Source organism: Clostridium sp. DL1XJH146, assembly GCF_054819755.1.
This window is the reverse complement of the sequence record NZ_JBTVVN010000033.1, coordinates 22,314-36,528: the sequence shown is the minus strand read 5'-3', so window position 1 is coordinate 36,528 and position 14,215 is coordinate 22,314. Positions and strand designations below refer to the sequence as shown.

The following is a 14,215-nucleotide window of genomic DNA, read 5'->3' as shown; positions in this document are numbered from 1 at the left end:
TTAGAATTTTCTGAAATTTAAAACGATAAATTTAAGCTTACTACAGCTATAAAATAAATTTGCTCGTTAGAGCTGTAATTTAATAAATAGTGTTGACAAGGAATCAAAAAGGGGATATAATTAAATTACGAAATGGTTACGTATATTCGAAAAGAAAAATAGATTTTCTTTAAAGGAAGTCTATTTTTAAAAAAGTATATTACCGTAGTGGTTACGCATATACGAAGGGTGATGAAATTGAGAGATTATATATTCATTGATCAGAATGTTGAAAAATTGAAAAGCGATATACATTATAATAAAAAAGAAGTATATTCTAGACTAGTTGAACAATGCAAGTTATATTTTAATGAGAATTTACCAGAGGAACACCCAAAATCAAGTACAACTTTTATGGGCATGGCCATGGCGAATTTGTCTCTTGCATATTTGCTCACTGATCAGAAAGAATATTTAGAAGAAGCTAAGAGATGGATTTTTGCTTGTGTAAATTATCCTCATTGGGGGAATGCTCATTTAGTTGATGTTGATTTGTCAGCTGCATGGATTCTTTTTGGAATTGGAATTGCTTATGATTGGTTAAAGGATGATTTATCAGAGGAAGAACGAAGTGCTGTGAGGGATAAAATTATTCTTCAAGGGACAAGAATGTATGAGTTTAAAATCAATACAGAAGGTAGCGGATGGTCAACAAACTATTGGCAAAACCATAATTGGATTAACTTAACTGGTCTTGCTGCTGCAGGCTATGCTCTCCAAAATGAATACGATTTAGCTAAAGAATGGACAGAAGTTTCTAAAAAGAATTTTGATTATGTTTATAGCGTACTTGCTCCTGATGGTAGTGATTATGAAGGCGTTGTGTACTGGCGTTACGGTGCTATGTGGCTGTTTGTTTATGCACATCTTTTAAAAGAAAGAGAAAAGATTGATTACTTTAAAACTTGCGATTTCTTAAAAAATACATTTTACTATCGTCTATATCAGGCTGCTCCAAATCTAGAAGAACAAATTAATTTTGGGGATTGTCATGATAGAAGAAGTGGACATTCCACAGCTATATATTATAAAGTTGCTTCAGAGTATAACGATGGATATGCGCAAAAGTTAGGAAATTTAGTTAGAGATGAGTTTTTATATAGAGAAGCTTATGAATCGAAGGTTAAGCCAGGAATATTACCAGAATGCTTTTTCGAGGTATTGTTTTATAATCCAAAGGTAGAAGTAAAGGATTTCGATGATTTACCTTTAATAAAGTTTTTCCCGGATTTGGGTTTAATGGTAAAACGATCTTCGTGGAATAAAGGATCCGTTCATTTTTCTTTTAAATGTGGTCATCCTGGAGGAAAGACTCAATGGAAGAAGTTATGGGAATTAAAAAGAGAAAAAAATTATAATTGTTTTGGTCTTTCACATCAGCATCCGGACAATAATTCATTTATAATAAATGCTAATAATACTTATTTTTCAATAGATGATGGATATAACAGGTCAGTTAAGGCAAGTGATCATAATACTGTAATTGTTGATGGTATAGGATATTGTGATGAAGGACAAAATAATATTTGGAAGAATTATAAAGAGGATATGACAGCAGATATTGTAAAGTTCGAAACAAATGATAATTACACATATATTGCAGGAGAGGCTGCCAAGGTTTACGATAAATCCTTGAATTTAGAAAATTATACTAGACATGTACTCAATACAGGAAAATCTTATTTTGTATTGTTAGATGAACTCAAGAGTTCTGATAAGCATACGTATACTTGGATAATGTATAGTGATTTCTTCCCAGAGAATAATAAGGACAAATTTACTTATAAAAGTGGTTATGGAGAAATGGACTTATATCATTTCAGTGATGTAGAAACAGATTATGAGTTTGTACAAAATAATGTAAGGGCTGTAATGACTACTCAAGAGCCAGATAAGTACACTGAAAATAAAATGAAAGGTCTATATGTTTCTAACAGACATAAGACAGAGCAACAAAGTTTTTTAACTGTATTAGCCCCTAAGAATAGTGATAACGATATAGTAGTTGAAAAAGTTAAAATAGATGATGCTTATGGAGTTAAGATTAAAAGTAATGAAGAAACAGAAGTATTCATTTATTCTGAAAAAGGACAATTTAGCTATATGGACAAATTGATTAATAGTAAGTTAGCTTTAATAAAAATATCTAAAAATAATGATATAGAGGTATTTAAATTATGACATTAAAGAAATATAGATATATTGATATTTTACTATTAACAGCCTTAGCATTTGTTTTTGAATTTTTAGGAAATAAACTTCATATATTACTCCCTGGCGCTGGTTTCCATCTTTCGTTTTCTATATTAATAGCAATAATTGGAATTATAAGATGGGGAGCAGTAGCCACAATTATTTATCCCATATCTGGTTTGGCAGTTTTTCTAACAACAGATTCAAGTGTTATATTAGAAAAATTACTGCTCTATCCAATTGCTAATAGTTTTATTATTTTAAGCACAATATTATTTAGATTCTTTAAAAGAGGAGAGATTGCTGATAATTCTATAAAAGTAATCGTTTTAACCTTAGTGGCTTATATTTCAGTTGCCATTGGAAAAGGATTTGGAACATTTATATTGACAGGTGAGTTTATTAGAGGTTCAGTTTTTTATTTACTTGCTGAAATGTTTAATATAATTATTGTTTCTTTGTTATTAATATTTTTAAGAAAAAAAGAAGGGTTGCTTACTGATATGAATACGTTTTTTTCACAGAATGAGTAGGAGGAGTTATGAAATGGAAGAGAAAAGTCAAAGTAAGTTAGTAAAATACAGTAAGATTATTGTTTCTGATTGGCAACTGTATCTATTGCTTGTACCGATATTAGTTTGGTATTTGTTATGGATGTATAAACCAATGGGTGGATTGCTAATAGCCTTTAAAAATTACCAACCCAATTTGGGAGTGGGTGGGAGTGACTGGGTAGGTTTTAGTAATTTTATTTCACTTATATCGGGTTCGTTTGCAGAACAATTTTGGAGAGCTTTTAGAAATACTTTTTTAATTAGTTTATATGGACTTATATTTGGGTTCCCTATTCCAATTATTTTAGCATTATTCTTTAGTGAAATTTCTAATAAGATTTATAGAAATGTTGCACAAACATTTACTTATCTGCCACACTTTTTATCAGAAGTTACAATTACAGGTATGGTACTTACACTTTTATATAATGGTGAAGTTACAACAGGTGTAATAGCGGCATTTTTAATGAAAACTGGTTTGCTTTCAGAGGGAACAAAAATCATTCAAGACGCTACTTATTTTAGGCCAGTATATATTATAACGGGGATATGGAAAGAGGCTGGATATAGCTCTATAGTTTACTTTGCTGCCATAATGGGTATATCTCCAGTACTTTACGAAGCTATTAAAGTGGATGGGGGAAGTAAACTTCAAGAAATAAAGTATGTTACATTCCCTGGAATGGCTCCAACATTAATAATAATGATAATACTTCGTATTGGCCGAATGTTATCAGTAGGATATGAAAGAATTATTCTTCTTTATAATGAAAATACATATCAAACAGCTGATGTTCTTAATAGTTTTGTTTATCGGATAGGTCTTGAAGGTGGAAAACAGGCAATTGGAGCTTCGGCGGGTATGTTTAATGCATTAATTGCTTTTGCTCTTGTAATGGGTGCAAACTTCATAAGCAGGCAGATATCAGAAACATCATTATGGTAGGGGGATAATTACGATGGAAAGATTAAGTAGAAGTGAAGTAATCTTTAAATTTTTAGCTTATATTTTAATTGGAGTATTTGCTATTATGGCATTATATCCTGTTGTGTATGCCTTTTCTGCATCAATTAGTGGTAAGGTAGCATATGAGTCAGGTGCAGTAGTATTACTTCCTAAAAATATAAATTTTCAAGTTTATGGATTGATTTATAACGATAAAGGATTTTGGATATCTTACATAAATACTTTGTTTTATACTGTATTTGGTACAGCATGGAGTATGTTTATTTCAATAATGGGAGCATACGCTTTAGCCAAAAAGAGATTAATATTCAGAAGACAATTTAATTTCTTTATTGTATTTACAATGTGGTTTAATGCAGGTATGATACCACAATATTTAAACTATGTGAATATGGGAGTGGATAACCGTTGGGGTATTGTATTTGCCTTTGGAATTCAAGCTTATAACATAATATTGCTTCGTAACTATTTCGAAGGAATACCAAAAGAAATAGAGGAAGCTGCGAGAGTAGATGGAGTTAACGAATTTCAGATGTTAAGGAAAATATTTATGCCAATGTCTAAGGCATCAATTGCTACTGTTACATTATTTTATGCAACTTCTAGATGGAATGGATATTTTTGGTCAAGGATACTATTGAATGAACCACGTGAATTGCCATTACAAGTTTATATGAGAATTTTAGTAGAAAATTATCAAAGTACCTTTGATGATTTAGGAGACTTCTTACCATATGCTGCAGATTCTTATGTTTATGCAATATTGGTATGTTCAATTATTCCAATTTTGATTATTTACCCATCTATACAAAAATATTTTGCCAAAGGTGCAAATATGGGTGGAGTAAAAGGCTAATTAAAGGAGAGATTAAATAATTTTATATTATTTAACATAAAAAATGGAGGGGATATTATGAAAAAGTTTTACGCTTTAATGCTAGCAGCGACAATGACATTTAGTCTAAGCGCATGCGTTAATTCAGAATTATCAAGTAACAATGAAGTGGATGATTCAAATCAAACTAATGAGCAGGTTGAAGTTAAAGATTTAGAAATTGCCGATTCATTGAACATCAATTTTGCAATGGGTAATAATGCTCGTACAATGACATATCAACAAGCAAACCCATTAACACTACCAGATGGTACTATTGTTACACAAGGAGATTTGAAACCAACTTGGCAATATATAGAAAAACAATTAGGTTTTACTATTAATGATAATACTGTTCAAGATCAGAAAGCAACTGAGATGATAGATTTAGAGGCAGCAACAGGTTTTAAAGATGATACTATCTACGGTGGAAACAGTATAGCAAACGATTTAATGAATTACGGTGCACAAGGATATTTTATTAATTTAAAAGACTATCTTGATTATATGCCAAATGTAAAAGAGTATCTTGAAGAAAATCCAAATGTAGCATCAGCAATTACAGCTTATGACGGTGGAATATATCACTTACCGTACGTTGCAGAAATAGATAATTATGCTCGTACATTTAATGGAAGAAATGAATGGGTAACTGCTCTTTTAGATTCAACTGATGCTTTAGAAACAGAGAGTGAAACATTAAATGTTGCCTATAATGGATACTGGGATAGAAACGACACAAATGTAGCTACTCTTCAAAATGAAGCAGCAACTAACGGTGTTATTGATAGAGATACTGCTTTAAATGTTTTGATTGATTATATAAATACGACTTATCCTGATTTAGAAAAACCATCTGATTTATATGTAGGAGAAACTGCTGTGTATGATATTGATGAGTTAGTAGCTTTATGGCGTGTTATAGAATTATCTCCAAATACATTATCAAAAGTAACAACTGGTGCTGTAGTAGATGGAGCAGAAGTTTCTCCTTTCTTCGTAAGAAAATCAAAATATCGTGAAGATGTACTTAGATTAATAACATATTTTGATGGCGAAAAAGTTCATTCATCAGACTCATATGGAGCAACTTTATATGTTGATGAAAATGGAGAAATGGTTTATTCTTATGACGATGAAGATTTCTTAGAAAAATTAGATTATATTAAAGCAATGTACTCAGAAGGTTTACTTCATAGTGAATTTGCTGATTTAAGTGTTACTGATGAATTTAGAAAAAGTATGTACTTTGCAGATGATGCTGAAGGACAAAAACAATTTGGATTTATGACATTTGATTGGATTGCTTCAACAACTGCTTCAAATGAAGCTATTGACGTGTTCCTTCCACCAGTTACTACAATTAGTGGAGCAGGAATTGATGATTTTGTACATTACGTAGAAAATACTCGTGCAATTAAACCAGATGGCTGGGCTATTTCAGCAGCAGCTGATGAAGTTGATATTAATACTGCATTAACTTTATTTGATTATATGTTCTCAGAAGAAGGAAATCTAGTTCAAAACTATAGCATTCCAGACGCTTGGGTAGAAGGTGAAAAATTTGTTGGACCAGATGGCACAGAATATCCTAAGTTTAACGATTGGATATTAGATACAGCCGGAGAAATGAAAGATGGCGATATTTCAGGTTTCCTACGTGACTTTATGGGTTCTCACTTAGCACTTGGATACCAAAAGGAAATTGGATTTGAACTTCAGTATACTTCAGAAAATGGTTTTGATGGTTGGGATTTATATACAAAAGCTGATGTATTATCAATGTCATATGGTGCAGATAATGATTACTTACGCTTGATGCCACCAATTATTTCATTGAATGACCAAGAAGTTGCTAAAATTGATACAGTAGCTATTGGTACTGACCAGACTGACCAATTATTCTTGTATATTACTGGTGCAGATGCTGCTGCAGATAGTGTAGATGGTATTGAAGATATATTTGATAAGGCAGGAATAAAAGAATACTTAGAAGTTTACCAAACAGCTTATGATAGAATGATGCAAAAATAATAATTAATAATAGATATTCCTGCTTGAATGCAAGCAGGAATATCTAAAAAAGTAGGAGGCACTATGAAAGAAGATAAGTTATCATTAAAATTGCAAAAAATATCTTCTTATATCTTGATAGTTGTAGCAATTTTAGTTGGTGTATTAGCCCTAGGGTTTATGACAAATTTCTACCAACTTTTTTATAATGGGACAGCTGAAACATATCAATACTATAAGGATATTCAGGGATTAAATCATGCGATTTTTCAGTCAGCAATAATTTTAATAATACTTTCATTATTACAAATTCCTTTTGAAATAACTAAAAAGACCACTAATATTTTTGGACTAGTACTTTTATTGATTACAACTATTATCAATTTTGTGAATTCTATGACTGTGCTTAAATTTAATAGTTATTTTAAAGGATTATATAAACAATTGGATTTTAGTTCTATTGAAAGTTATACATATTCTATTAGGCCATTTCAATTGACATCTGTTTTATTTATTGCAACTATAATATTAACCATATTTGTCTTGGGTGTTTCTATATTTAATTATATTTCTACAAATAGAAGGCAGGGTAAAGTATGAAGAGTGAAGAAAGAAAGTTGTATCAGAAAAATAAGTTAGGATATCTTTTAATTATAGCATTTATTGTATTAGATGTTATATATACTATATATACTCTCAATAGTATGACTGTTAATTTTAATATTGGCGTTTTTATATTAACAACAATAGCATTATTATTAATAGGGTTTTTAACTGCTGTAAAGGTCCAAACTTATTCTATTTCATGGTGTTATGTTGCTATTGGACTCGGAATTTTTCAAGGGAGTCGTATATTGATTGAGAAAAATATAATAATGAATTTCCAGATGACTATTATTATAATTGTATCTTCAATTATATGTATTTTTGGAGGTATAATTTCTTTGAATAGTGCTAACAAACGGAAGAAATACATTGAAGAACATGGAGATAATAATTAATACTTGGTTCACTAGGAGGTGCTAATATGGCAGATTTAAGTATGAAAAATATTAATAAGATATATCCAGGTGGATTTCAAGCTGTATATGATTTTAGTATGGACGTAAAGCACGGGGAATTTATCGTGTTGGTAGGACCATCTGGATGTGGGAAATCTACAATGCTTCGAATGATTGCAGGATTAGAAACCATTTCTAGTGGTGATTTAATACTAGGTGGGAAAAGAGTTAATAAAATAGCACCTGCAGACAGAGATATAGCGATGGTTTTCCAAAATTATGCATTGTATGGCAATATGACAGTGTATGAAAATATGGGTTTTAGTTTAACAGTTAGGCATACAAATGGTGATGAAATACATGATAAAGTAATGAAGACTGCCGATGTTGTTGAGTTGAAAAATTTGTTAAATAGAAAGCCTAAAAATTTATCAGGTGGCCAAAGACAGAGGGTAGCACTTGGAAGATCAATAGTTAGAGATGCAAGTGTATTTCTTATGGATGAGCCACTATCGAATTTAGATGCAAAGCTAAGAACTCAAACTAGAAAAGAGTTGGTTATGCTACATAACCGTCTTAATTCAACTTTTATTTACGTTACTCATGACCAAGTAGAAGCTATGACTATGGCCGATAGAATTGTAATAATGGATAAAGGGGTAGTACAACAAATAGGAACTCCATCTGAATTATATCAATGTCCTAACAATGTTTTTGTTGGAGGATTTATTGGAAGTCCATCTATGAATTTTATTGAAGGTGAAATTCAAGGAGAGTATTTTATTTCAGAAAATATTAAACTTAAGCTTTCAAAAGAAAGAGTTAAGAAATTATCCAATTATGATAAGAAGAAAATAATTCTAGGGGTTAGACCGGAAGCATTCTTTTTAAGTAAAGAAAATGATGGGAATATTTTAGTAGGTAAAGTAGATTTAGTTGAATTTTTAGGTGCAGAATATTTAGTAGGATTTACTTTAGGTGATGAAAATGGCTATAAAGTAAAATTGGATTCTAGTGAAGTGAAAGAAGAAATAAAAGATGAGATAAAATTATCAATTGATATGGATAAGATACATTTCTTTGACATTGATACCGAAATTAGAGTTAAGTAAAGGAGCCATCATATGAAGGAAAAAGTATTTAATATATCTAAATTTGTTATGTTTTTTGTTGCTATGATTCAACTTGCATTATCGCAAATTCATATTGATATTATAACAAAAGTTTTTGCTACTAATGTAGGATTTTATCTTTTCTTATTTATAATATTTGGAATGATTATAGCATTAAATGTTGTTTCAACTAAAAGTGATGGCAAAATGTTAGTAGTTGCATTTGGCGCAATTATGTCTTCTGCTGCAGGTATAAAGTATTTACAAATGGTTTTAGCTGATATAAGCGCTGGAAATTTATTAACTTTTCAAGAGGCAAGTATTTCAATTTATTTTTCTATATTCTCAATTGTAGTTTATCTTTTAGGGACAATTTTACTTTTTATAACAAGGGAGAAGTAGTAAAGTATGGATATGTATAAAGATAAAACCAAAAAAAATAATTTAATTATTTTATTAATTAGATGGTGGTCAGTGGGAGCAGTTTATTTTTTCATTGGCTGGGGTACCAAACTAGGAAGTTATAATAGTTCAATAGATTTTGTCATAATGCTAGGTATAGTTATTGGCCTTTTTAATTCGTTAATAATTAATCCAATAATTAAAATGTTGTACAATGTGGGTTCAAAAAAATCATATTTAGAGAGCAGTGTTTGGGAGAAAATTTGGTCTAGATTGAAAGAAGTTGCATTAGCAATTTTGATTGTGTACTTAGTAACTTTGGTTTATTATGTTATAAATATTGGGGCAATATCTTTGCTAAATCTTAGTAAGGAAACTGTTGTCTTGCCAGGTGAGCCAATAATTTTTGCACTTTTTTATGTATTAATTTATCAACTATTTGCTTATATAAATAAAAAAATAAGAAGTAGGAGAAATGTAAAATGAAATATTTAATGAAAGATGAATTGAGTAATTTAATTGAGGAAAAACATGTTTACAAGGATTTTATGGATATTTTAAAAGAAGAAGTAGATGATTTTTTTAGCAATTTTAATGATAGTCCTGACAAGATTTCAAGATGGGGGCACCACTATTTTTGTAAAGAAGATGGGGGATTATTAATCTATAATGATAAAACTCCTAATGAACATATATGTAGTATTTGTGGAAAAAAATATTCAAATGATTTATTGAATGGTGTTTGGGTTTGTATGTATAGGAATCAAGGGGTAGTTAACACATGGAAATCTGCATTAGTATACAAATATACAGGTGACCGTAAGTATTTAGATAATGTAATTACCTTTACAGACTTTTATAGTGACAACTATTTAAAATTTAAGTTACACAATAAAGAGGGAAATGAATATGAATCTTTAGAAGAAATGGCTTGGGGCTGCTCTAGAATAATGCCTCAATCATTAAATGAATCAATTTTTATTATTAGATTGATAAATGCACTAGAAATTGTAAAAGAGGATCTTTCTAGTGATTACATCACGAAAATAGAGAAGAGTTTTTTTGCTGAAGCTTTCAAAATGTTTAAACCTCAGGTTGATAAGATTCACAATATATCATGTTGGTTAAACAGTTCTATAGGAGTGATGGGGTTATTTTTAGATAATAAAGAAATGATTGATTTTACTTTTAAAGGTGATTTCAATATAAATGAACAATTATTAAAAGGAGTAACAAAGGATGGATTTTGGTATGAAGGTTCAATCCATTATAATTTCTTTACCATAGAAGGAATTATTAATTTACTTTTATTTAGTAAACTATATGGTTATGATTTCAAAATAGGTGAAGAAACTGTGGAAAAAATGCTGATAAATGCATACCACTATGCTTTTGATAATCACCAGCTTCCGAATCCAAACGATGGATGGCCTAATATTAATTTAAAATCATATTCATATATATATGCAATTGGAGGAAAAATCTATTCATATGATAGTGAAGTAGGCAGAATACTAATAAATATTCTTAAAAAAGAGGGAGAACGTCATGGTTTCCCACTTTCAAAACCTTACTACTATAAAAATGATATTTCATTAGAAGAATTTATTTTTACTCCTAACGCAAGATATCAAAATGATAAAGTAATAACTTGCGATTCTATCAACTTTGACACTTCATATTGTGGAATTATTAAGAAAAATGACATAAATATTTTTTATAAATATGGTCACAATGGACCTAGCCATGCACATCCTGACAAGATGAATATTGAGGTTGTAATTAAAGGAATTTCATTGAGCAGAGATCTTTCTAACTCTGGATATGGAAATGTTTTATGTAATGAATGGCATAGAGTTAGTGCTTCACATAATACAGTTGTTGTAAATGGTAATAATCACACTTCGGTTTCAGGTGGAAACAGACTTTCAGTAACTGATTCAAGCTTTGAAGTAAAGGCGGAGGACGTTTACGATGATGTTGATTTTGTAAGAGGGGTATCTATAACTAACAATGGCTTTAAAGATCAATTTAAAATAGAAATGGAAAAAGAAGGAATTTGTGATTATTTCTTTCATGTAGAAGGTGATATTGCATGTGAACTTGATTATTGTGATGCTAATCTAATATTTAAGGGAAATGGATATCAACATCTAAAAGATGTGAAAAAAGTAGTTACTGATGCAAAAATGATAGAAATATGCTGGGATTTAAAAGGCTTAGGAGTAGTCAGTTCTATTGATCTTAACAATAAAGAATTATTTATTGCAAAGTCACCAGATAACCCTGTAACTAATTATCGTACTACAATCATTATAAGAGAAAAAGGAATAAATCCTGTTTATAATTTAGAATGGTCAATAAAAGGAGAGTAGAATGGATATAAAAAATTATTTTATAAGTGATGAGTTAGAACTTGAAGATTTAGGTAATGGCATTAAAAGAAAAATAACTGCATATAATGACAATTTAATGTGCGTCGAAGTGCACTTTGAAGAAGGTGCTATAGGTGTAATGCATACTCACCCTCATGAACAGATAACTTATATAATATCAGGTGAGTTTGAGTTTAATATTGATGGTAATAAAAAAGTACTTAGACAAGGTGATACAACTTTTAAGCAACCAGATATCCCTCATGGAGCTGTTTGCTTGAAAAAAGGAGTCTTACTAGACATTTTCACTCCTTGTAGAAAAGACTTTATTAAAAAATAATGGAGGTATATTATGAGTAAATTAGCAATGATAACAGGCGGTACTGGAGGAATAGGGTTAGCAACAGCTAAAGAGTTAGGAAAAGCTGGGTACGATATAATTCTAAACGGAATAGTTGAAGAGCAAGGTAAAGAGGCTGTTTCTGAATTAGAAGGTTTAGGAATTAAAGTTGATTTTTATTTGTTTGATGTAACAAATGAAGAGGCAGTAAATGAAAACTTTGAAAAAATTGCAGCAAAATATGGTAAACTAGACGTTTTAGTTAATAATGCAGGTGGTCTTGGTGGCCGTAGTAGATTTGAAGAAATGACAACTGATTTTTATAGAAAAGTTATGGCGTTAAATTTGGATAGTGTATTTTTTAACACTAGAGCAGCTATTCCATTACTAAAAAAAGGAGAAAAACCTTCTATAGTTAACTTTACTTCAATAGCTGGTTGGAATTCAGGTGGCCCAGGAGCAGGTATTTACGGTACATCTAAAGCAGCTGTAACAACATTAACTCGTGCATTAGCAAAAGATTTAGCTGAGTATGGAATAAGAGTAAATGCTGTATCTCCAGGTACTATAGACACAGCATTCCACCAAGCAATAAAGGAAACTAACATTGAAGTTTTCAATTCTTGGAAAAATAATATATTGTTAAAAAGGTTAGGAGAAGCTAGCGAAGTAGCGACAGTAATTGAATTTTTAGTTAGTGAAAAAGCTTCTTTCTTAACAGGTGAAATAGTTCAAATCAATGGTGGTCAAGATTTCCTATAATAACACGAAGGTGTTGCGTATATACGCAACACCTTTTTAAAAAAAGAGAGGTTTTATGAATAATAAAGTAGCGTCAAAAAGAGATCTTATAATAAATGGTAATATATATAAAGCTATATTCGTAGTATCTTTTCCATTAATGATAAATTCTTTTATAAATGCTTCATACAATTTTATAGACACACTATTTGTTTCACAAATTGGAAGTATTGAACTTGCTACTGTAGCTTTGATAGGTCCTATTTATAATATGCTAGTATCAGTAGGGGCGGGGTTATCTGTAACTGGTACTGCATTAATTGGAAAAAACGTTGGTAGAAAAGATTATAATAAAGTTAATTCAATAGTTATGCATTTGTTATTAATTTGTACTTTCTTAGGTTTGTTTTTAACAGTATTTTTATGGATAAATTCAATAACTGTACTAGAACTATGTAATGCTACTGAAGCTATTATTAGTTGTGGCAGTATATATTTTAAAATATTCTTTTTATCAATTCCCTTTATGCTATATAATTCAACATATATTGCTGTGAAAACAGGGTATGGTGAAACAGCTGATGTAATGAAAATACATGTAGTATCGATGATTATTAAGGTTGCATTAACCTATTATTTTGTTATGCAGCTAGATAAAGGAATAGAATATTTAGCGATATCAACATTAGTAGGAAATCTAATAATTTTCTTATATGGGGTATATGATTTTTTGATAAAGAAAAATCAATTAGTTATTAATTTAAAGACATTTAAATTTGATTTTAAATTGATGAAGAAAATATTAATAATAAGTTTCCCAGTTATAATTGAGAAAACCTCTGTATCCTATAGCTTTGTTATGATTAATGGTAATGTGTTGAAATTTGGAGAAACAGTACTTGCAGCATATGGAATTACTAATAGGATCAATTCATTATTTTTTAGTACTTTAGGTGGTCTTGGAAGTGGACTAGCTACAATAATTAGCCAAAATATTGGGGCAAAAAATCATAATAGAATTAAGAAAAGTATTAAAAGTGCCAGTATTTTTGGAATTGCTATGTCAATAATTTTTGCAAGTATTATATTTTTCAGTAAAGATACATTTGCTTCACTTCTTACAAATGATGATACAGTTTTATATAGACATGTCATAAATGCTATTTCAGTTTACTCTATATCAGTAATTCCTTGGAGTATTTTTCAAATAGTAATAGGTGTATTTATGGGATGTGCTAAGACCAAATATAATTTGATTATCAGTTTGGTTAGATTATACCTTCTAAGATTGCCATGTATTGTTATACTTTCACAATTTGCATCATTAAACGAATATAGTATTTGGTATGCAATGCTAATAAGTAATGTTCTGACTGCAATCTTTGCATACATATTTTATAAAATTAGGATAAACAAAATTTTAATGATGGAAAAAGTAGTTAGTTGATTTATAGATAAATTAAAATTGAATACAGTAAACTTTTACTTTACATAAATTAAAAAAAGTATATGCTTGAAATACATAGATTCTATTGATATAATTTATATGTTAAAGATTCGTAAAGTAAATTTAGATTATAGAAAATTATATGAGTTGGTTATAA

General features: G+C 29.9%; 14 protein-coding genes. All 14 read left to right on the top strand.

Annotated elements, in window-relative coordinates:
- Positions 1–237 precede the first annotated feature (237 nt).
- Complete coding sequence (locus ACVHXK_RS14375; protein WP_461207105.1) at positions 238–2,220, top strand: DUF4962 domain-containing protein; 1,983 nt, start codon at positions 238–240, stop codon at positions 2,218–2,220.
- Positions 2,217–2,765, top strand: a complete 549-nt coding sequence (locus ACVHXK_RS14370; protein ID WP_461207104.1) for a hypothetical protein — start codon at positions 2,217–2,219, stop codon at positions 2,763–2,765. Before ACVHXK_RS14375 ends, ACVHXK_RS14370 begins: the two co-directional genes overlap by 4 nt.
- A gap of 13 nt (positions 2,766–2,778) precedes the next feature.
- Complete coding sequence (locus ACVHXK_RS14365; RefSeq protein WP_461207103.1) at positions 2,779–3,732, top strand: ABC transporter permease; 954 nt, start codon at positions 2,779–2,781, stop codon at positions 3,730–3,732.
- 13 nt (positions 3,733–3,745) lie between these two features.
- Entirely contained in the window at positions 3,746–4,609 is an 864-nt protein-coding gene (locus ACVHXK_RS14360) for a carbohydrate ABC transporter permease (RefSeq protein ID WP_461207102.1), read from the top strand.
- Between the two features lie 57 nt (positions 4,610–4,666).
- A complete protein-coding gene (locus ACVHXK_RS14355; RefSeq protein WP_461207101.1) occupies positions 4,667–6,661 on the top strand; it encodes a type 2 periplasmic-binding domain-containing protein in 1,995 nt (664 codons plus the stop codon).
- Positions 6,662–6,724: 63 nt separating this feature from the next.
- Positions 6,725–7,240: a hypothetical protein gene (locus ACVHXK_RS14350; RefSeq protein WP_461207100.1), complete on the top strand. Its 516-nt coding sequence runs from the start codon at positions 6,725–6,727 to the stop codon at positions 7,238–7,240.
- Positions 7,237–7,641 (top strand): hypothetical protein, encoded by a 405-nt coding sequence (locus ACVHXK_RS14345; RefSeq protein WP_461207099.1) that lies wholly within the window; start codon positions 7,237–7,239, stop codon positions 7,639–7,641. Before ACVHXK_RS14350 ends, ACVHXK_RS14345 begins: the two co-directional genes overlap by 4 nt.
- 26 nt (positions 7,642–7,667) lie before the next feature.
- Positions 7,668–8,753 carry an ABC transporter ATP-binding protein gene (locus tag ACVHXK_RS14340; RefSeq protein ID WP_461207098.1) on the top strand — a complete coding sequence of 362 codons (1,086 nt, stop codon included), beginning with the start codon at positions 7,668–7,670 and terminating at the stop codon, positions 8,751–8,753.
- A 12-nt stretch (positions 8,754–8,765) separates the two neighbouring features.
- A complete protein-coding gene (locus ACVHXK_RS14335; protein WP_461207097.1) occupies positions 8,766–9,155 on the top strand; it encodes a hypothetical protein in 390 nt (129 codons plus the stop codon).
- Between the two features lie 6 nt (positions 9,156–9,161).
- Positions 9,162–9,641, top strand: coding sequence for a hypothetical protein (locus ACVHXK_RS14330; protein WP_461207096.1), 480 nt, complete (start codon positions 9,162–9,164; stop codon positions 9,639–9,641).
- Positions 9,638–11,530, top strand: coding sequence for a heparinase II/III domain-containing protein (locus ACVHXK_RS14325; RefSeq protein WP_461207095.1), 1,893 nt, complete (start codon positions 9,638–9,640; stop codon positions 11,528–11,530). The genes ACVHXK_RS14330 and ACVHXK_RS14325 overlap by 4 nt, the downstream gene beginning before the upstream one ends.
- A 1-nt stretch (position 11,531) precedes the next feature.
- On the top strand, positions 11,532–11,870 hold the full coding sequence (locus ACVHXK_RS14320) for a cupin domain-containing protein (protein ID WP_461207094.1): 339 nt from the start codon (positions 11,532–11,534) through the stop codon (positions 11,868–11,870).
- Between the two features lie 12 nt (positions 11,871–11,882).
- Positions 11,883–12,632, top strand: coding sequence for an SDR family NAD(P)-dependent oxidoreductase (locus tag ACVHXK_RS14315; protein ID WP_461207093.1), 750 nt, complete (start codon positions 11,883–11,885; stop codon positions 12,630–12,632).
- 55 nt (positions 12,633–12,687) lie between these two features.
- Positions 12,688–14,058, top strand: a complete 1,371-nt coding sequence (locus ACVHXK_RS14310) for an MATE family efflux transporter (protein ID WP_461207092.1) — start codon at positions 12,688–12,690, stop codon at positions 14,056–14,058.
- Positions 14,059–14,215 lie beyond the last annotated feature (157 nt).

Coding starts and splice junctions, on each gene's coding strand:
- ACVHXK_RS14370 (WP_461207104.1), top strand. CDS start 2,217: ATGACATTAAAGAAATATAGATATATTGATATTTTACTATTAACAGCC.
- ACVHXK_RS14365 (WP_461207103.1), top strand. CDS start 2,779: ATGGAAGAGAAAAGTCAAAGTAAGTTAGTAAAATACAGTAAGATTATT.
- ACVHXK_RS14360 (WP_461207102.1), top strand. CDS start 3,746: ATGGAAAGATTAAGTAGAAGTGAAGTAATCTTTAAATTTTTAGCTTAT.
- ACVHXK_RS14355 (WP_461207101.1), top strand. CDS start 4,667: ATGAAAAAGTTTTACGCTTTAATGCTAGCAGCGACAATGACATTTAGT.
- ACVHXK_RS14350 (WP_461207100.1), top strand. CDS start 6,725: ATGAAAGAAGATAAGTTATCATTAAAATTGCAAAAAATATCTTCTTAT.
- ACVHXK_RS14345 (WP_461207099.1), top strand. CDS start 7,237: ATGAAGAGTGAAGAAAGAAAGTTGTATCAGAAAAATAAGTTAGGATAT.
- ACVHXK_RS14340 (WP_461207098.1), top strand. CDS start 7,668: ATGGCAGATTTAAGTATGAAAAATATTAATAAGATATATCCAGGTGGA.
- ACVHXK_RS14335 (WP_461207097.1), top strand. CDS start 8,766: ATGAAGGAAAAAGTATTTAATATATCTAAATTTGTTATGTTTTTTGTT.
- ACVHXK_RS14330 (WP_461207096.1), top strand. CDS start 9,162: ATGGATATGTATAAAGATAAAACCAAAAAAAATAATTTAATTATTTTA.
- ACVHXK_RS14325 (WP_461207095.1), top strand. CDS start 9,638: ATGAAATATTTAATGAAAGATGAATTGAGTAATTTAATTGAGGAAAAA.
- ACVHXK_RS14320 (WP_461207094.1), top strand. CDS start 11,532: ATGGATATAAAAAATTATTTTATAAGTGATGAGTTAGAACTTGAAGAT.
- ACVHXK_RS14315 (WP_461207093.1), top strand. CDS start 11,883: ATGAGTAAATTAGCAATGATAACAGGCGGTACTGGAGGAATAGGGTTA.
- ACVHXK_RS14310 (WP_461207092.1), top strand. CDS start 12,688: ATGAATAATAAAGTAGCGTCAAAAAGAGATCTTATAATAAATGGTAAT.